The sequence below is a fragment of the Psychrobacter sp. AOP22-C1-C5 genome (genome assembly GCF_052378885.1).
Taxonomy (GTDB): domain Bacteria; phylum Pseudomonadota; class Gammaproteobacteria; order Pseudomonadales; family Moraxellaceae; genus Psychrobacter.
The window spans coordinates 95,808-115,574 of record NZ_JBQSYC010000002.1; the positions used below are offsets into that span (position 1 = coordinate 95,808).

General features: G+C 41.1%; 16 protein-coding genes. 6 read left to right on the forward strand and 10 right to left on the reverse strand.

Going from position 1 to position 19,767, the window contains the following annotated elements; genetic code table 11:
• Positions 1 to 117: 117 nt before the first annotated feature.
• On the forward strand, positions 118 to 1,110 hold the full coding sequence (locus ACT3TH_RS02865) for a DUF4424 family protein (protein WP_444754347.1): 993 nt from the start codon (positions 118 to 120) through the stop codon (positions 1,108 to 1,110).
• A gap of 92 nt (positions 1,111 to 1,202) precedes the next feature.
• On the opposite strand, the gene ACT3TH_RS02870 is transcribed toward ACT3TH_RS02865, so the two are convergent.
• The 5 genes from ACT3TH_RS02870 to serS all read right to left on the reverse strand — a co-directional run bounded on the left by ACT3TH_RS02870 (position 1,203) and on the right by serS (position 7,188).
• Entirely contained in the window at positions 1,203 to 1,577 is a 375-nt protein-coding gene (locus ACT3TH_RS02870) for a hypothetical protein (protein WP_444754348.1), read from the reverse strand.
• 47 nt (positions 1,578 to 1,624) lie between these two features.
• Positions 1,625 to 2,017 (reverse strand): hypothetical protein, encoded by a 393-nt coding sequence (locus tag ACT3TH_RS02875; protein WP_444754349.1) that lies wholly within the window; start codon positions 2,015 to 2,017, stop codon positions 1,625 to 1,627.
• A 549-nt stretch (positions 2,018 to 2,566) separates the two neighbouring features.
• Positions 2,567 to 3,073, reverse strand: a complete 507-nt coding sequence (locus tag ACT3TH_RS02880; RefSeq protein WP_444754350.1) for a hypothetical protein — start codon at positions 3,071 to 3,073, stop codon at positions 2,567 to 2,569.
• Positions 3,074 to 3,579: 506 nt separating this feature from the next.
• Entirely contained in the window at positions 3,580 to 5,577 is a 1,998-nt protein-coding gene (gene tkt / locus ACT3TH_RS02885) for a transketolase (RefSeq protein ID WP_444754351.1), read from the reverse strand.
• A gap of 324 nt (positions 5,578 to 5,901) precedes the next feature.
• Positions 5,902 to 7,188: a serine--tRNA ligase gene (serS, locus tag ACT3TH_RS02890; protein WP_444754352.1), complete on the reverse strand. Its 1,287-nt coding sequence runs from the start codon at positions 7,186 to 7,188 to the stop codon at positions 5,902 to 5,904.
• A gap of 499 nt (positions 7,189 to 7,687) precedes the next feature.
• Here serS and ACT3TH_RS02895 point away from each other — a divergent pair, with 499 nt between their 5' ends.
• Together ACT3TH_RS02895 and ACT3TH_RS02900 are read left to right on the forward strand one after the other, a co-directional pair.
• Positions 7,688 to 8,347 carry a YcxB family protein gene (locus ACT3TH_RS02895; RefSeq protein ID WP_444754353.1) on the forward strand — a complete coding sequence of 220 codons (660 nt, stop codon included), beginning with the start codon at positions 7,688 to 7,690 and terminating at the stop codon, positions 8,345 to 8,347.
• Positions 8,348 to 8,741: 394 nt separating this feature from the next.
• A complete protein-coding gene (locus tag ACT3TH_RS02900) occupies positions 8,742 to 9,227 on the forward strand; it encodes a Dps family protein (protein ID WP_444754354.1) in 486 nt (161 codons plus the stop codon).
• A gap of 97 nt (positions 9,228 to 9,324) precedes the next feature.
• Here ACT3TH_RS02900 and ACT3TH_RS02905 read toward each other — a convergent pair whose 3' ends face one another.
• The 3 genes from ACT3TH_RS02905 to ACT3TH_RS02915 all read right to left on the reverse strand — a co-directional run bounded on the left by ACT3TH_RS02905 (position 9,325) and on the right by ACT3TH_RS02915 (position 12,357).
• Positions 9,325 to 10,026 carry a DUF2057 family protein gene (locus ACT3TH_RS02905; RefSeq protein WP_444754355.1) on the reverse strand — a complete coding sequence of 234 codons (702 nt, stop codon included), beginning with the start codon at positions 10,024 to 10,026 and terminating at the stop codon, positions 9,325 to 9,327.
• 56 nt (positions 10,027 to 10,082) lie between these two features.
• Positions 10,083 to 10,886, reverse strand: a complete 804-nt coding sequence (hda, locus tag ACT3TH_RS02910) for a DnaA regulatory inactivator Hda (protein WP_444754356.1) — start codon at positions 10,884 to 10,886, stop codon at positions 10,083 to 10,085.
• Positions 10,887 to 11,250: 364 nt separating this feature from the next.
• On the reverse strand, positions 11,251 to 12,357 hold the full coding sequence (locus ACT3TH_RS02915; RefSeq protein WP_444754357.1) for an AI-2E family transporter: 1,107 nt from the start codon (positions 12,355 to 12,357) through the stop codon (positions 11,251 to 11,253).
• Between the two features lie 348 nt (positions 12,358 to 12,705).
• Here ACT3TH_RS02915 and purM point away from each other — a divergent pair, with 348 nt between their 5' ends.
• A complete protein-coding gene (gene purM, locus ACT3TH_RS02920; protein WP_444754358.1) occupies positions 12,706 to 13,755 on the forward strand; it encodes a phosphoribosylformylglycinamidine cyclo-ligase in 1,050 nt (349 codons plus the stop codon).
• Entirely contained in the window at positions 13,755 to 14,477 is a 723-nt protein-coding gene (purN, locus tag ACT3TH_RS02925; RefSeq protein ID WP_444754359.1) for a phosphoribosylglycinamide formyltransferase, read from the forward strand. The genes purM and purN overlap by 1 nt, the downstream gene beginning before the upstream one ends.
• 147 nt (positions 14,478 to 14,624) lie before the next feature.
• Here the strand turns inward: purN and ACT3TH_RS02930 are convergent, their stop codons facing one another.
• Both ACT3TH_RS02930 and ACT3TH_RS02935 read right to left on the reverse strand, forming a co-directional pair.
• Positions 14,625 to 16,007, reverse strand: a complete 1,383-nt coding sequence (locus ACT3TH_RS02930; RefSeq protein WP_444754360.1) for an NAD-dependent succinate-semialdehyde dehydrogenase — start codon at positions 16,005 to 16,007, stop codon at positions 14,625 to 14,627.
• A 401-nt stretch (positions 16,008 to 16,408) separates the two neighbouring features.
• Complete coding sequence (locus ACT3TH_RS02935; RefSeq protein ID WP_193006117.1) at positions 16,409 to 17,398, reverse strand: LysR family transcriptional regulator; 990 nt, start codon at positions 17,396 to 17,398, stop codon at positions 16,409 to 16,411.
• A gap of 731 nt (positions 17,399 to 18,129) precedes the next feature.
• Between ACT3TH_RS02935 and ACT3TH_RS02940 the strand changes: the two genes are divergently transcribed.
• Positions 18,130 to 19,716, forward strand: coding sequence for an isocitrate lyase (locus ACT3TH_RS02940; RefSeq protein WP_444754361.1), 1,587 nt, complete (start codon positions 18,130 to 18,132; stop codon positions 19,714 to 19,716).
• Positions 19,717 to 19,767: the final 51 nt, after the last annotated feature.

Sequence of the window (19,767 nt, forward strand, 5' to 3'; positions counted from 1 at the left end):
TTTATTTTGTTCTTGCTATAGCGCATCGTCTTTGGGTTAAGTATTATTAAGCTATCTTATACGCGATTAATCTATGAAATAAAGAATAATCTAATAAAAAAATTGAGTGAATCTAAAATGAAAAATAAAAACGTTGATGCAGTTAAGGCCCATTTTATATTTAGCATTAAGTTAGTTTGCTCTCTACTGATAACTGTAACTGCTGCCCAAGCGAACGACTCTACTGGATATGTCGGTACGGGCGGGGTTGAGTATATTAAGAATAAGAACATCAGCATGCATAGTGAAGACTTATATATCTCAAAAGATAAAATTCGCGTTAATTATGAGTTTGAAAATCTAAGTAACAAGGATATTACCGAAACTATTCTTTTTCCTATGCCAGCGATACCTAGTTTTACAGACTCAGATTACGCTGACACTAATGCCACTTATGATAGTTTTCAAGTTTGGGTAAATGGTAAGCTTATCAATCCTGACCTGCATGTTCGTACTTTCATGCGTCCAATTGTAGTCAAAGATGGCGATAGAACCTATTCTGAGACGTCTGTCGATACCACTGAAATATTTAAATTCTGTGGTCTTAACGAGGCTGATATGAGGGGACCTTGGACGTATCAAGTTGAAACTGAATACGTCAATCAACGGCTTTTGAATTGTAATAATAAGAAATTAGATCGATTTATTGACGATAGAGAAGACCCATATATAGATTGGGATTCGCAAGTAATTTATAGTTGGGAACAAAAATTTAAAGCAAATACTGTTACTGAGATTAAGCACACTTATACACCGTTAGTGGGTGGCTCGGTACATTTGGGAGAAGAGCAGTTTGCAGATTTTTGCGTAGATGCTTCCACTAAGCAAGGATTGAATAAGAGTGGCCCACGTCCTTATCAAGCTTTAAGCTATATTCTAACTACGGGAGCGAACTGGGCCAAACCTATAACCAACTTTAAACTGACTGTAGAGCGCGACCCTAACGAACTAGTATCGTTTTGTTGGAAAGGTAAAGGCAAAGTTAAGAAAATTGGACCAACGACGTTTGAAATTAAAGAATCTAATTTTATGCCAACACATGATTTTGATGTCGCTTTTATTATTAAGTAGTGGTTAGTAAGACATGTATTAGCTAACAAAGAGTCAAAAAAAGGGCGCGTAGAATAGTTCTAATCACTCTTTTACGCGTTTTATATACAAGCCTAAACGACCTTTATCTTTTTCAAAGCCTCTTTTTTAGAGCTTGCGTAGAGATATAAACTTAAACCCATAAATATCAAAATCACTATTACACCAGAGCTATAGTCATTAAAATAGTTGAAGACTTGAGTATCTATTATTTTTGTTAGCTCTTTAGTACTTCTCATAGCAAGTACAGCAATAATAACTAATACACTCGAAGCAGTAGCAAACCATATCGTAAGATAAGTCGATATTTTCCAATTTACTACTTTATATAAAGTTATGCCTAATAAATGAAACAATAGCATAATTAAAACGTATACACTCATCATCATAAGTTTTTGCGAGGCGACATCAGCCAAACTTATAAAACTTATAATTTGTATTGTGACCATAGAAAACCCAGAAATGCATAGCATAAGTATGCCCAGCACGTTACGTATCACTTGGTAACTGCCTTTGAGTCTGAGAAATACTGATTAGCTTTTGGTCTATAAAGAAAAAATGCAATTACAATAAAGAATATAATACCTGGGATAAGTAGGGTTTTTAGAGGTGAGGTGAACAGAGAAATAGCGATGGATAGGATAGTCCAACCAACATATAATTTTCTACCAAAACTTTTTCCTGCAAGCATCAACAAGCCACAGCTAATAGAGATAATCAGCCCAATAGCCATTATTAAATATTGAACCTCTAATGGGATCACGCTTAACTGCATTATTGCTTTTACATCTGGATTGCTAATATTTACTACTGAAGTTATAACGGTAATTAGGCTAGTGACTATTAGAAACCAACTAATGATAGTTACTGATGTTGGACGTTTATTCATAAGGCTCTCTAAGAATCAAGGTATATAATGCGTTTGAGTAGAGCTGCTTTACTCAAATTTAGTTGGATTTATTATACAGTAATCATTTCAATAAGCCTTTTAGTTTTCAGTATTTTATAAGCTAATAAGCTCAGTCAGATAACGGCAAAAGCAATTTATTATACTCAATCGTCTTTTTCTTCTTAGCATAATTGAGCACTGCTCTATCGTAGCTTTCTTGAATGTGCTCAACTATTTTAGTAAATGAATCTGATAAAGGTTTATTGATAGCTATTCAGCACATTCAATTGACTAAAATCTTGCTTAACATTGATAATCTCACCTTAGCTTGCTTTTAGAATTACGCCTTCGCGCTTTTACATTATGTATCCGAAGATTTTATCAGGGCTCATTGACTCGGCTTATTATTTCGGAGATTAGTATTGAGTGGTTATAAGATTTAATGTGCCTGCCGATGAAGTAAATCTCTATTAATAAAGAGGCATAGAGTTTGGACTTTTAACTATCAACTTATCCCAATAGCAAAAACAATTAAACGAGCCTTAATACTTAAGTATATTTTGGAATGCACCTCTTTATATCGCCATAAAAGCTATCGTAAACATCCTCGAAAGACGTTTGACGATTCTTAAGTTTATTAAAATTTTCATCGTTAGGATTCATCTCATGTGCTCGCTGAGCGACACATAAGTCCAATCCAGCTTGCAAGAATTTTTTGCATTTAGACTCAAGCTCAGAGAAATATAATATTGTTAATATTTCAATTTTTCCTCCTTCATTAGCAAATTTACTAAGGTCAAAGCTTGTACTATCCTTACCTTGAAAACGCTGAGTTTCATTCTCTTTTACAAGCGTAGCAAAATCTGCAAGTCTGAGAACTAACTCCTCAAATTTTTCTCTGAGAAAGGCTCGGCGTTCTTTTTTCCGATCAAAATATTGAGTTATTAAAACACCGCACAACCCTAATAATCCAATAATAAAAGCTGCTGCTAAGCCCTCGCTTATACCTACTTGCTGCAACCATGTCATATTCGATATTACGTCATTATCTTCCATTCAATAAACCCTTTTATTTTAAATTAAAAAAGAGATACAGGCGTGTTGATTTGGTTGAAGGATTAAGCCCAACAATTAATATCAAACTAAACCGTCATGTTTGGTCTTGTGCCTCGACAACAACCTACCCCGCTCTATGATTTTTGATAAAAGCATTAGAAGTACAATTCGTAGCGATAAAACATAACTCACGAAAGGCACGCAGAGTACACTCTACCTCGAAATCCAAGTCAATTCTAGCTTAGTTATCACACAATCGTTGCCTTGAGATGTAGTTTAACCCTGATTGCAGTGGTTATGCTGAATGGTTGAATGAGTTGCGAGCACTTGGTTTTGGCGAGGCTACGCGGAGCAAGAGATACGCCAAACCTTAGCCATTGCTTCACTCAAACGGGTAGATAGTAGCGAAAAGCAGGAATAGCTCCGAAACTAATATTATGCACATAAAAAAGAGCCACTAGATTTCTCTAGTGGCTCTTTTTTAAACGCTAACTAACTCAAGTTTATTATACCAAGCTATTCACCGCATCAACCACAGCGTCAGTCGTGATACCAAACTCTTTATACAGCTCATCTGCTGGCGCTGACTCACCATAAGTGGTCATGCCAATGACTTTGCCATCTAAGCCAACGAACTTGTACCAGTAATCCACGTGTGCCGCTTCTACTGCCACGCGAGCACGGATATTGGCAGGTAATACGGCTTCGCGATAGCTAGCCTCTTGCTCTACGAAAATCTCAGCACATGGCATAGAGACCACACGGACACCCACACCATTTGCGCTCAACGTGTCGTACGCTTCCATCGCAAGGCCGACTTCTGAACCTGTTGCAATTATAATAGCTTGTAGCTCACCCTGCTCTTTCGCTAAGACATAGCCACCTTTGGTGATGTTCGCCACTTGCTCGCTGTCACGCTGCTGATGTGGCAAGCTTTGACGGCTAAAGATCAGTGCTGATGGATTGTTTTCTGATTTGATTGCTTCAACCCAAGCACTAGCAGATTCGGTCGCATCACAAGGACGCCATGTACGTAGGTTTGGCGTAGTACGTAGGCTAGTCAATTGCTCAACGGGCTGATGCGTTGGGCCATCTTCACCCAGACCGATGGAGTCATGGGTATAGACATGGATGACGCGCTGCTTCATCAATGCGCCCATGCGTACCGCGTTACGCGCGTATTCCATAAACATGAGGAACGTCGCTACGTAAGGGATAAAACCACCATGCAATGCGATACCATTGGCAATCGCGGTCATACCAAACTCACGCACACCATAATAGATATAGTTACCATCAGCATCAGTCTCAATACCTTTCGCGCCTTTAAATAACGTAAGGTTTGAACCTGCTAGATCTGCTGAACCGCCAAGCAATTCTGGTAATAATGGCTGTAAGCTATTGATCGCGTTTTGACTGGCTTTACGGCTGGCAACATCACCGCCCGCTTCTTGCGTTTGCTGGATATACGCTTGTGCTTGGTCTGCAAAGTCCGCTGGCAACTCGCCATTTAGACGACGTGACAGTTCGGCGGCAAGTTCTGGATAGGCTTTTTCATAAGCGGCAAAATCTGCTTCCCAGTTCTTTTGTTGTACGTCGCCTTTTGGTTTGGCATCCCACGCTTCATAGATTTCATCATCTAATTCAAATGGCGCATGCGTCCAAGACAATGCATCACGAGTCAATATGATTTCGTCATCCCCTAATGGCGCACCATGACTGGCCGCTAGACCTTGCTTGTTCGGGCTACCAGCACCAATCGTGGTTTTACAAATGATTAGACTTGGCTTAGTCGTCTCGGCAATGGCCTGCTCAGTCGCTTGAGTAATTTCGTCAGTATCATGACCATCGACCTTGATGACTTGCCAGCCATACGATTCAAAACGCGCTTGAGTATCGTCAGTGAACCAGCCCTCAACATTGCCATCAATTGAGATGCCGTTGTCATCATAGAAGAATACCAGCTTGCCAAGACCTAATGTGCCAGCCAATGAGCATACTTCATGGCTGATGCCTTCCATCAAGCAACCATCGCCTAAGAACGCATAAGTATGGTGATCGACCACATTATGACCGTCACGATTGAACTGCGCCGCAAGTGTTTTTTCAGCAATCGCAAAACCAACCGCATTCGCAATACCCTGACCTAGTGGGCCAGTGGTCGTCTCAACACCTGGAGTATAACCAAGTTCAGGATGGCCTGGAGTTTTTGAATGCAACTGACGAAAGCCTTTCAAGTCATCAACGCTGACATCATAGCCTGATAAATGCAGTAGTGAGTAAATCAGCATCGAACCATGACCATTCGATAAGACAAAACGGTCACGGTTGTGCCAGCTAGGGTCAGCTGGGTTGTGCTTCAAAAATTTGCGCCATAAAACTTCGGCAATATCAGCCATACCCATCGGCGCACCCGGATGTCCAGAGTTGGCTTTTTGCACCGCGTCAAACGACAGTACGCGGATGGCATTGGCTAATTTACGTTCGTTAATTGGGGTTGGCATAGCGTGTCCTAATATTCGAATAAGAAGTATGGAGGATAAGAGGAGGATTGGCTCAGAATAAAATCCATCAAAAACGCAATAGGTGTTATTGATAGATAAGCTATAAAATTAAAGTCCAATATTAACATATTTGCTATGGGCCACGGCAAAAATGCCGTCACAGGACCGTTTGTATTTAGCAATGACTCATATCAGTTTTGTTAAACGACTAATGCTGAGATAGCGTTCACAACAATATGTAGTGATACAGAAAAAAGTAACAAGCTAAAAGTAGAAAACTGCGAGTGACGTTAGTGACCCGCAGTTTATACAATTAAATACTTATTAAATTGAAATACGCTCAACACCGCCCATAAATGGACGCAGCACTTTTGGAACGGTGATGCTACCATCTGCGTTTTGATGGTTTTCCATAACGGCAAGTAGCGCACGTCCAACCGCCAGACCTGAACCATTTAGCGTGTGAGCCAGACTGGTTTGCTTGCCATCTTTAATGCGCGTGCCCATACGGCGCGCTTGGAAGTCGCCGCAGTTTGAACAACTAGAGATTTCACGATATGTGTCTTGGCTTGGCAACCACACTTCGATGTCATACGTTTTTTGTGCAGCAAAACCCATATCTCCAGTACACAATTGCACCACACGATGTGGCAATTCAAGCTGCTGCAAGACATATTCTGCTTGTCCAGTCATGGCCTCTAGCAATTCATCAGATTGCTCCGCAGTGCCAATATTGACCATCTCAACTTTTTCAAACTGATGCTGACGAATCAGACCACGCGTATCACGACCATGGGAGCCTGCCTCACTACGGAAACAAGGCGTATGCGCTGTGAATTTTAATGGCAACTCTTTGATATCCAAACGCTCGCCGCGCACCAAGTTGGTCATTGGCACTTCCGCTGTCGGAATAAGATAAAAATCCATGTCGTCATTGTTCGTATGATTGGTCAATTTAAACAAATCATCTTCGAACTTTGGCAACTGACCTGTACCTTTTAAGCTTTCTGAATTGACAATATAAGGCACGTACATTTCAGTGTAACCATACTTGACGGTGTGCGTGTTTAGCATAAATTGAATGAGCGCGCGATGCATTTGCGCCAATTGCCCTTTAAGCACATTAAAACGACTGCCCGTCAGCTTAGTCGCTGCTTCAAAATCCAGCATCCCAAGCGTTTCACCAATATGCGTGTGATCTTTTATCTCAAAATCAAACGTGCGCGGCGTCCCCCATGTGCGTACTTCTACATTATCGTCTTCTGAAGTACCTACTGGCACATCGGCTGCTGGGATATTCGGAATTTGTAGTGCCGCTTGTGTGATACGATCTTGTAAGGTACGCAGATCCTCTTCAGCTGTCTTCATTTCGCTGCTAACATTTTGCATTTCAGCTAACAGGTCAGTGGCATCTGCACCAGATTTTTTTAGCGCGCCGACTTGCTTGGCACCTGCATTACGCTTCGCTTGTAGCTCTTCGGTCTTGACTTGCAAGGATTTACGCTCGGATTCAACCGATTGCCAAAACTCCATATCAAGCGCGTAGCCACGAGAGGCCAGTTGTTGCTGTAAATCGCTTAAATCGCCACGTAAGAGTTTCGGATCAATCATAATAGTTGCCTGTAACGCTGAGAGTGAATAAGAAGGTTAAATACCATGTTAAATACTATGAAGATAATCATTGGTCAGCTGATATTTTTCATTAAGCTTGATAGCCCAATGCCTATCTTATATTGCTGCCCTATCTTTTATCAGAGTACACGGTAGCCGCTATCATACCAAGACCCAGAAGATTTGACCATGTTTTGAATAGGTTTTGCTCGTTTTCAGCTAAGCTATCACACTTAACGTTCTAAATTCACCACAAACCATTTTTAACAATAAGGCATGCTTACACCTACGCTTATTCTCAATCAGCACCATCTCACTGAGTTAATAGCAATAATGTGGTCTCTATCCGTGAACAGGACGGCTTATCTGTTTCATTTAGGAGTACTTTTCGGTAAGATAAGCGCATACTGTTTTTCCGTCTTTAGCCAAGTATGGCATTAATGCCTTCACTCGGCGATTTAAACCCAACGCTTTTAATACAAGTATTTGAGAAACCTTTATGGCCTTGTACCCCTACACGCTGCAACCTGTCGCCTTAAACATAACCGAGGCCGAATTTCATCAAGCACAGTACGAACTGTTTGCCAGTGCCAGTCCCTCTTTTGGTTTAAAAAGCATTAAGACAAAGGAATGGGCCATTATGGCGGTGGTTGTGGTCTTAGCGATTGCAGGACTTGCCTTTGTTACCGGTTATTCGACCATTATTTTTTGGTTAATGCTGGTAGCGGTCGTGATTTATCTACTGGTTCGTACCCTTGGTTTTAAATGGTATGTCAAAAGAGAATTTGAAAAACAAGTGGCGGATCAAGAAATGCCAGATGAGATGCGTCAAATGAAACTTGGTGTACAAAAGCACGGTTTGGTTATGGCGATGCCCGTCAATCAGCCTGATATGATTAAGAGCAATCAAATGCGCGGTATGCAGATGCGTGCAGGCTCAACTCAGCAAGCCGTCATTCCTTGGACGGCGATTAAAAGCTGGGATGAGACAGATGACTATATCTTTATGATGTTTGAAATGAAGGGTCAGCAAGGCAGCCAAATCTTGCCAAAACGCCTGCAAGCACAAAAATTCCCGATTGATACCGTGCGTCAGCATCTGCAAGAAGTGGTTGCTGTCAAAGGCTTGAACCCTGAAAACTTAAAACCATCTGCTTAAAAAGCAACCGCCTCTTTATCTTTCATTCATTTGAAATTAAGGAGGCTGGCTTTATTATTGAGAACCTGTTGTCGTTTAAAAGTATGCTGACTAAATATATATAGTTTTGTATAACCAATCGTATTATTGTATTTATTTAATTTAACTTATCATTTGTCATTTGTTATTATAATGAACATCAAGAGAAGCAACATAAGAGTCTTAGTAAACTTTAACAGAGTTGATATGATTTGTTTTAACTAGATTTAACTTTACCTCGCTGTATTACACTGTTAATTTTTAAGTCTAAAAGGCTTTAATATATTAACGAGTATAGTAAAGCAGCACATGAGTTGCTACACTTTTAACCTTCTTTGAATTTTTATACTAACACTCACACTATAAGGATAATATTATGAGTAATACTAATAATGACACTAATCAGATCGGCCTAGAAAAAGCAGATATGAGCGCTATAATCACAAAGCTTAACGGTCTATTATCAAGCTATCATACGTTCTATATCAATGTACGTGGTTATCACTGGAATGTGAAAGGAGAGCACTTTTTTTCGCTACATCCTAAGTTTGAAGAGCTTTATACTGAGCTACAACTTCAAATTGACGAACTTGCAGAACGTATCTTAACGTTAGGTGGCACACCGCTTCACGCCTATAGTGACTTTGCGCAACACACCAGCATCAAAGAAGATAAAAACGTCAAAGATGGCAATGCTTGCGTAAAAGGAATCGTAACTGGTTTACAAGCACTGATTGAAGAGCAGCGTGAAGTATCAGCTACTGCACAAGATGCTGACGATCAAGGTACTGCTGACTTGGTAGATGAGTACGTACAACAACAAGAAAAACACGTTTGGATGTATAACGCGTTTTTAGGCTAATCATTAATAGATTAAAATAAAGAACCCGTTGTTTGAAATAAAAAAAGCACCTAAATAGGTGCTTTTTTTTGCTTTGAACTTTTATAAAAATGATGACTTATTTCTGTATCCATTGACGCATTTTTTCACGTTCAGCAGGCGTTGCTTTTAACCAAATTTGCATAAATTGATCGAGAGCATCAGCAGATGAACCAACGCTTGCAGTTTGGTTGACTGTAGTTGCTACACCAGTTGCATTGTAAGCAGTTGTAGATGGTTGATTCAATGAAGCAATTACTCTTTGGTTTTGTTGTTCCGCATCATTTCCACCATCAAACACACCGCCCAAGGCGCGACCTAGACCTGACAACAACCCACCTTGATTGCCTCCCATTCCTTGTTGACTAGCGACTACTGTATTGCCCTGCTGTATGGCCAATGTTGGACGCTTAGCATACTCTTTTGCAGCTGCATACTCTTCTGGTTGATTAAGCATAGTGAGACGATAAGTCTGATTGTCAGCCAAGTCCGCTACTACGCTTACATTACCTGAGCGTAAATAGTCATGTTCATCGCGGCTCAAGTCGTACAAGCGATCATATTTAGCCGTAATAGCATGACGACCAGGCTCAAGTGTGAATTCTTTGGCCGATTCTTGAAAAAGACTCTGCTGCAATTCCTGACCATTAATAGCCGTTACTTTCATATGGTCACCTACCACCAAATTTACGGCTGCCTGTGACAGCATAGGAATAGTGGCAGCACCAATAAGCAACGTGCTGAGGGTCATTTTTTTTAGCAAAGAAGCATTGGGTTTCATAAGTCATTCCATTAGTAGTAAAAGCGTTTTGAATAGAAAGGGTTGAGTTTTTAGTGCTAAAAATCGAGTGGCATCGTGTGTTGTTCTTGATCAGCCACTTCATTATCTACTTGTGTTTCTTGAGCAATGTCAGCCAATTCTGCTGCTAGCGTTTGCTCATCAATAGTACGTAGAGCGTCACTGATGACTGCTTTGGATATGTTACTACGCCCAAGGTTAGAGAACATGGGCTGGATATAATTAAGCACTTCCATCATAGCGCCGATACGATGTGGCCCTTCGGTTAGCAAATGATCAATGATTCGATCATCAAACTGCCAACCTCGCCTGCGTAAAATAGACTGTAACAATGCTTGGCGGTCAGCCAGATCATGACCATTTGGTACTTTAAACGTAGGCGCTTGAGCCAGACGTGTCATCAAATCCCTAAGCTGAAACGGCAAATCACCCGCAGGCGTATTGGCTGCAAACAATAACTGACGCTGCCCTTCACGACTACGATTAATAAGGTGAAACAATGCCTCTTGCCACTGACTGCTTTGCTCAAGTACTTCTAGATCATCAATTGCAATCAGATCAAAATTTTCTAGAGAAGAAAGCACATGAACGTCCGTGTGAATCAACTCATTAAGTGACAAACAAATCGCGGACTTGTCCATCTCGATAAATGATTCACAAATGGCGGAGAGTAAGTGGGACTTACCAGTAGCAGGACTGCCGAAAAGATATAGCTGGCCGATCAGGCCAACATGTAATTGCCGTACTGCATCAATAATCGACATCCAACCAGGACCGGCAAAGTCGCTTAAACTTGCATCATGCTTAATGTCCAGATTGAGACTTAGCTGTGCTTCTGCCATGAATCATCAACTCGTTTTGCGTAATGCAATATAAAAAAAGGGTAAATTATCAACAACTTTCTTTGATGTGTTCTTAGATCACTTCATACATACTAACAGCTTAATACAAACTACCTGATATAAAATACTCTCTTGGTAGATTGTCTTTCTTACCACATCTAAATGATAAGAATGTGTTATTAAAATGACTCTTGTAAGTGACCCATCTAATAAAGATTAATACTGTCGATACTGCGCCTATATATAACATATTTGCAAAATGACTGACAAGTCTTTTACTGATTAAGGTACAGCAAGTAATGTCTGCCCTTTTAGTCACCATCAGTCAATTGCTAACTACTCGATTGATTTAATAGAGAATCATCTACTTCTTTTCAAACAATACCAATTGTTTACGACCTTTATAAAAATCGGTGGACTGGTAGTAATTGTATAAATGACGGAACAACACATTGAGAACCGCCGAGACAGGCAGCGCGATTAGCATACCAACGAAGCCTAATAGGCTTGCTCCTGCCAGTACCGCAAAGATGACCCATAGCGGTGACAGGCCAATCTTATCACCCAACAGCAACGGCTGAAGAATATAGCCTTCTGCCGCTTGTCCAACTAAGAATGCCCCAACAACTAATGACAGATATGTCCAATTTAATCCAAACTGGAATAAACACGCAATAATGGCAGCGATAAAACCAATACCAAAACCCAAGTAAGGTACGAAGCTTGCGATACCTGCAACCATACCAATGATTAGTCCAAGCTCAAGGCCAATCAGTTGTAGCTGCACCGCATAAATAGCTCCCAATAACACCATCACCAATAATTGACCTTTAATAAACGCCATCAGCGCACGATCGCATTCTTGGGCAATATTAATGACTCTCTCACAATAAGTGGCAGGAATCGCCATTTTCCATGTGTGCAAGCGCTTATCCCAATTGAACAAGAAATAGAATGTTAGAATTGGCACAAGCACAATGAGGCCTGCGTTGTTAATGAAGCTCATACTGGACGCAATAACTTGACTCATCAATGTGCTGGCATCTGAAAACTTATAATTCGTTTGCATGTAATCTAGCAAAGTATCGGAGAACTCTTTGGATTCAAGCCTTGGCAGACGAATGGCGCTATTGTTCACAAACCATTCACGTACCACTTGATTGTACCAATTTAATACTTTGGGCAAGTACTCCCAAGCGGCTTGCAGCTGATACCACAGTGTCGGTATCAACCACCAAAGTAGCATTACCATACCAAAGGTGATGGTAGAGTAAACGATGATAATCGCCACCCAACGTTTAAGATACTTTGATAAGCGTCTGACCAACGGATTGAATAAATAAGCGAGTACGAACGCAAAGACAAACGGTACAATGACAGGCAACATCAAATATAATAAAAAAACAGCAACTACCAAACCAACGACTATAAATAAGCGCCGAAAAAAGGGATCTATTCGTTGGTTTATCATGATAAGCAATCCTATGATTGGGCTGATTTAAAATAATGGCGTGATTGGATTGATCGTATATCTGTTAGGCAATACCATCACAATAACGAACCGTTATTGGTAATAAATTTAGCGTCTCATTATCGCAGAGTCCAACAACAATTCAGTCATTTTTTTGTTTCTTAACTCATTATTTATGCCTTAAAGCGAATGCTATTCGAATATCAATCAAATATCAGCCAAATATCGGTAAGTTGCTTTGCGAGTGCGGGTCATTTTTGGGTATAATGCGCGCACTATCTGCAAAATTAACATGACCGACTAGCTTTTCTACTGACCTTCATTCCTTATAAAATTTGTGAGATGACCATGAGTAACAAGCCTTCTTTAAGCTACAAAGATGCTGGCGTTGATATTGATGCTGGCGATGCGTTGGTTCAACGTATTAAATCAGTGGCAAAAGCCACCTCTCGTCCTGAGGTCGTAGGTGGACTTGGCGGTTTTGGCGCGCTCTGTCGTATCCCAACGGGTTATACCTCACCTTTATTGGTATCAGGTACTGACGGCGTCGGTACTAAGCTCAAGCTGGCATTACAACTAAATCGTCATGATACAATCGGCATTGATTTAGTCGCTATGTGCGTAAACGACTTGTTGGTGTGCGGTGCAGAGCCACTCTTCTTTTTAGATTACTATGCAACGGGTAAGCTCGATGTCGATACAGCAGCGACCGTTGTAACCGGTATTGGCGAAGGCTGTAAGCTGTCAAACTGTGCCCTGATCGGTGGCGAAACTGCTGAGATGCCAGGTATGTACCAAGATGATGACTATGATTTGGCTGGCTTTTGTGTCGGCGTAGTTGAAGAAAGCGAAGTCATCACTGGCGAAAACGTCGCTGAAGGTGATGTATTGATTGCGCTTGGCTCAAGTGGTGCGCATTCTAACGGTTATTCATTGGTACGAAAAGTCATCGAAGTAAGCGGTGTTGATGTGACTAACAGTGATAAGCAACTAGACGGTCAACCGATTCAAGATACATTGATGGCCCCTACTCGCATCTATGTAAAAGCAGTTAAAGCATTGCAAGATACTCTCGGTAGCTCAGCATTACATGCGATGTCACATATTACAGGTGGTGGTTTGACCGATAACCTACCTCGCGTGTTGCCAGAGAATTTGGCAGCCAGCATCGATACCAACAGCTGGCAGTTCTCAGAGCTGTTCACATGGTTGCAAACGCAAGGCAATATTGCACAAAGCGAGATGTACCGCACCTTTAACTGCGGCGTTGGTTTTGTCATTGTCGTTCCTAAAGACAAAGCTGAGATCGCAATCAACACGTTAAAGAATGCTGGCGAGAACGCTTGGCAACTGGGTGAGATGGTCAAACGCGAGGCGGATGCGGTGGTATACCGTTAATGTCTGTTGATACTATATCGATTAAAACCCAATCAGTCGATAATGTGAGTCTCCCTAACAAACCGCTACGAGTGGCCGTTTTGGTATCTGGTAGTGGCAGCAACTTGCAAGTGCTGATTGATGCCATGCAAGCAGGCACGCTACCTATCGAAATCGTCGGTGTGATCAGCAATCGTGAAGACGCTTATGCCGTTACTCGTGCTAACGCCGCCGCTATTCCAGTTGCGATCTTGTCACACGTTGCCAGTGGCAAACGCATGGGTATCAAGACGTTCGAGCAACATGCCAACGATCAGTTGCAAGCATGGCAGCCAGATCTTATCGTCCTAGCGGGTTTTATGCGAGTACTGAGCGGCTCATTTATCAATAGCTCGCCAGCACCGATGATTAATTTGCATCCCTCTCTTCTACCTGCTTACAAAGGTCTTGATACCCATCAACGCGCCATACAGGCAGGTGAGCGGCATCATGGCTGTAGTATTCATATTGTCACCGCTGAGCTTGACGCTGGTGCTGTTTTAACCCAAGCAGTGTTAGAGGTGAATCAAAAAGATACGGCTGATGGTTTGCAAAAACGTGTGCAAAAGCTTGAGCATCAGCTGCTACCTTGGACGGTTTTATTGTTGGCAAAGGGCGTATTGTCTTTGGAGCAAGATCAACTTGGCACTCAGCAAAAAACTTGTATGCCATTACTCCCTTTAAAGCTATATGTAGACAGTTAATGTCATAGCAAAACCATTAGTCATCAGTTATAAGTAAATGCTAATAAATCATTGTGTATAAAAAAGCCCAGTCACTTATGACTGGGCTTTTTGTTATCTACTATTTAGAAATTACTCAAAGAGTCTTAGCTCTATCGCTTTTAAATATTACTTACCATCAAACACATGTACTGCTTTGATGTTTACAAATTCTTTGATACCAAATCCACCATGCTCACGGCCGTGGCCTGAGTTTTTTACGCCGCCAAATGGCAATGCTGGATTGGCAAGACCGTAACCATTGATATAGACCATACCAGTATCAAACTCTTCACGAGCTAGGCGAATGGCTTTTTCTTCATCTTTCGAGAAGATCGCACCGCCCAAACCATAACGGCTATCATTGGCGATACGTAGTGCATCGTCTTGATCTTTTGCACGGATCAGTGACGCAACTGGTCCAAACAGCTCATCATCATAAGCAGGCTGACCTTTTTCGACGTTCTCTAAGATGGTCGCTGGATAGAAACTGCCTTTACCTTCTGGCAATTTACCACCAACGGCGATAGTAGCGCCTTTATTCACGCTTTCTTCTACTTGCTCATGCAATTTTTCTTGCAAATCTTTACGCGCTAATGGACCGATGTCAGAGCTGTCGTCCATTGGATCGCCTGATTTTTGGCTCTTAAACTTACTAACAATACGCTCACGGAACTCGTCATATAAGCTGTCAACGACGATAAAGCGTTTCGCTGCAACACAAGTTTCACCGTTATTAATGAGACGGGCTTGAGCACAAGTTTCTACTGCTACGTCTAGATCTGCGTCTTCTAATACGATAAACGCATCATTTGAACCCAACTCTAGCACAGCTTTTTTAATCGCTTTGGCTGCTTGCTGACCGACGATGCTACCTGCGCCGTCACTACCTGTAAGCGTTACACCGCGTACTTTGTCATTGGCAATCAATTCTTCTGACTGATCGTGATCGATTAGTATCGTACGGAACAAGTCATTAGGTAGATCAGATTCATGGAAGATTTTTTCAATCAATAAGCCAGAGCCAGTCACGTTTGCTGCGTGCTTAAGCAAAATGCTGTTACCTGCCATTAAGTTGGCAATCGTGTAGCGGAACACTTGATATGCTGGGAAGTTCCAAGGCTGCATTCCGTAGATCACACCGATGGGCTGATAAGTTACGAGGCCTTTTTTCATTTTTTCAATATCGCGCTCATCATCAGCCAATGCAGCTATACCGTTTTCAGCAGTGTAGTCACAGATGGCTTTACATAAATCTACTTCTTGTAGACTTTGGCTATAGAGCTTACCGCGCTCTTCTGTCATCAATTTAGACAGCTCTTCTTTATACTTCATCAAAGTTTCACCAATAGAACTGATGACCTTTGCACGCTCTTCGTGGCTAGTCTTGCGCCATTCTAAAAATGCTTCATGTGATGCGTCAACGATCTTATTGACTTCATCTTTACTCATATAATTGTATTCTTGGATGTCTTCGCCCGTCGCTGGGTTTACAGTGGTAATATCTGCCATGAGGATGGTCCTTAGTTATTGGAGTATTTTATTGGTTTTGAGCGTTATAATTTAGAAAAGGTATATAGTTGGATCTTACATTGTTAGAGCCTAGTGGCATTTCTCTAAATACCGATAGTGTCTTTTAGCTTAACAATGGACCTTCTAATTATCTTTTTTCTTAATGTGCAATCATCATAGCAAACTGTTCGAGAAGTAGTTTTACAAGTTATGAAGAAGTGTGCGTAAGATGTTAATAATGTGACTGTCTTATTAAGCACTGTCCGAAATAGCATACAACTCTTAATAAGCTTTGCCCAACAAAAAACCAGCTGGGAGGCTGGTTTGGTAGATCATAAATCCAAAATTTGAGATAAGTGGCTCAGAATATGTGATTACCTGTAGTAAAGAAACAACCCCTACTAAAATAAATGATTCATCACAGGAATATCCTGCGGTGGATTCTCTTCTTCATCAACAATTTGACGTGCCACGTGCATGATGAGTTGGCGTAACCATCGATGCGCTGGATGATGCTGTAATAGAGGAGACCATGCCATTGTTAGCTCAAATTCAGGAATAAAAAATGGCGGCTCTTCCATCTTAATACTGTCGTTATTAGCCTGCATTTTCGCTACACGAGTGGGCAAGGTTGCAATCAAGTCTTTGTTTGCGGCGAGCATGGCAGGCATTTGGTAATGACGAGTAAAGACACTGATTTGGCGCTTTTGACCCAAACGTTGTAAAGCTTGATCGATAGAACCGAGGCCACCAGATTTTTCTGGATTGACCCCAAACCCTACTCCCATACCTGTTTTGGACACCCAAACGTGCTGAGCTTTTAGATAGTTTTTTAAATTAAAACGATTGGCATACGGGCTTTCTGAAGATAACAAACAACTAAAAGTATCGCGCCATACCAAGACCTGATGAAAGCTTTGAGGGATCTCGTTAAAACGATTAATAGCCAAATCCACACGGCCTTGTTCCATGTCGCGATAGGAGACGTCCGATGGTGTCAAGAAGTCCAAAATGACGTTGGGCGCTTCTGAGCGTAATGCTTTGACCAATTTGGGTACTAATGTCGCTTCCGCATAATCTGACGTCATAATACGAAAGACGCGTGAGGTACTATAAGGACGGAACTCAGTACGTGGCTCTAATACTTGCGTCAGGTCAGCAAGTATCTCACGGATACGAGGCTGTAACTCTAAAGCCCGCTCGGTCGGTGTCATACCTTCAGAAGAACGTACCAATAATGGGTCGTTAAACAATTTTCGAAGACGACGCAAAATATTACTCATCGCAGGTTGGGTAATACCAAGCTGCTCAGCCGCACGAGTGACGTTTTTTTCTCGTAGCAGCACATCTAAATGTACCAGTAAGTTTAAATCTACCCGCTGCAAATTCATATTCAGTTCTCTTAGCCTTTTGAATAAATACCATTATAAGCTTGGTATTTTTGATGCTGTTTTAATCGCTTATGGTTTATCACAGCAATATTTTTCTATTTTTCGTTCAGATTTATACGATTACCATCAATTATAACGCATTTTACCCAACGCAAGATATTGTTTTATATAGATTATAATTATTAAAAATACCAAAGATAACTATCATAAATTAGATAAATCTTAGTGAGCCAGTTATAGTAAGTCTCAAGGGTAATTTGTAACACAGACGATAAAGCTCAAAAGTATTGAGCGATTGTAATCATTTAGATTACGTAATTATCTAATATATTAGTGGCTTTAATCTACAGCGAAATTTTGTTGATTTAAGGTCTAAGTACACTAGATGTATTAAAAGTAATAAGCCATTTACTACCTAAGTCGCTTGTCATTGTAACATCTCCTATTGCCAGTTATGTCTTTATAGAATGATAAATACCGCGTGCGCCTTAGAATATATGAACAAGCTCAATAATCCTTCATATAGCACAAATTATTTTTAACTATCGAGTTCAGCAATTATTTTGTATTCGTGGATAGGTTTGTTTAGAGTAAATAAGACGTTAATCAGTTTTTTAGCAACACTTTTTTAGAAGCAATTTTTTAGAAATGCGAAATTTTTAGTCATGCCCAATCGTCATTATTTTAGCATTTAATTTATTTGTTTTTTATACCCACCAAGGAGACTATAGATGTCAACTGCATATAAATCAGCGATCGACTTAGTACGTGAATTAAAGCAAAAGCACGGTAACTGGCAAAATATCAGCGAAATCGATGCAGCACGTATGATGTCACAAAACCGTTTCAAAACGGGTTTGGATATTGCAAAATATACTGCAAAAATCATGCGTCAAGACATGGAAGACTATGACAATGATACGTCTCAATACACACAGTCTTTAGGTGCATGGCATGGTTTTGTGGCTCAGCAAACCATGTATGCTAAGAAAAAATATTTTGGTACAACGTCTAAAACGTATATCTACTTGTCAGGTTGGATGGTTGCTGCTCTACGTTCTGAATTTGGTCCACTTCCTGACCAATCTATGCACGAAAAAACGTCAGTGCCTAAGCTAATCGAAGAGATCTACACTTTCTTACGTCAAGCAGATGCCAAAGTACTAAATGATTACTTCCGTGAGCTAAATGCTGCTGAAGAAGCTGGTCAAGATACCTCAGCTATTTTAGAAAAAATCGAAAACTTTGACTCGCACGTTGTGCCAATCATCGCTGACATCGACGCAGGTTTTGGTAACGAAGAAGCCACTTATCTATTGACCAAGCAAATGATTGAAGCGGGTGCTTGTGCCATTCAGGTTGAAAACCAAGTATCTGATGCCAAGCAATGTGGTCACCAAGCTGGTAAAGTTACCGTACCACATGAAGACTTCATCTCTAAACTAAATGCCATTCGTTATGCATTCTTAGAACTTGGTGTTGAAGACGGCATTATCGTTGCTCGTACGGATTCTGAAGGCGCGTCATTGACTCAGAAAATCCCAGTATCAAATGAGCCAGGCGACCTTGCTTCTAAATACATCGACTTCATCGAAATGGAAGAAGTGACTTTAGAAAACGCGAAAGAAAACGACAGCTTACTTAAGCACAACGGCAAACTAGTACGTCCAGTTCGCTTACCAAACGGTCTATATCAGTTCCGTGAAGAAACGAACATCGACCGCGTTGTCCTTGACTGTGTCACTGCTCTAGAAAACGGTGCTGATCTACTATGGATCGAAACACCAACTCCAGACGTAGAACACATCAAAATGATGGTTGACCGTATCAAAGATCAACAGCCTAAAGCTAAGCTTGTATACAACAACAGCCCATCATTCAACTGGACGCTCAACTTCCGTAAGCAAGTCATTGCCCAGTGGGAAGAAGAAGGCAAAGACATCTCTGCATACAATAAAGATGACTTGATGAGTGCTGATTACGATGGCACTGAACTTGATACAGCAGCTGACGAAGCGGCTAGAAACTTCCAACGTGATGCATCACGTGAAGCAGGTGTATTCCATCACTTAATCACGCTACCTACTTATCACACTACTGCTCTTAGCGTTCATGAACTTGCTAAAGGCTACTTCGGTGATGACGGTATGCTTGCTTATGCAGCTGGTGTACAACGTAAAGAGATCCGTGAAGGCATCGCTTGTGTTAAGCACCAAGCAATGGCTGGTTCTGATCTTGGTGATGATCACAAAGAGATCTTCTCAGGTGAAAACGCTCTGAAAGCGGGCGGCGGCAAAAACACAATGAACCAGTTCTAATAAACGATACGCATACGTTACAAAAAAGGCCGCTCTACTTCATGTAGGGCG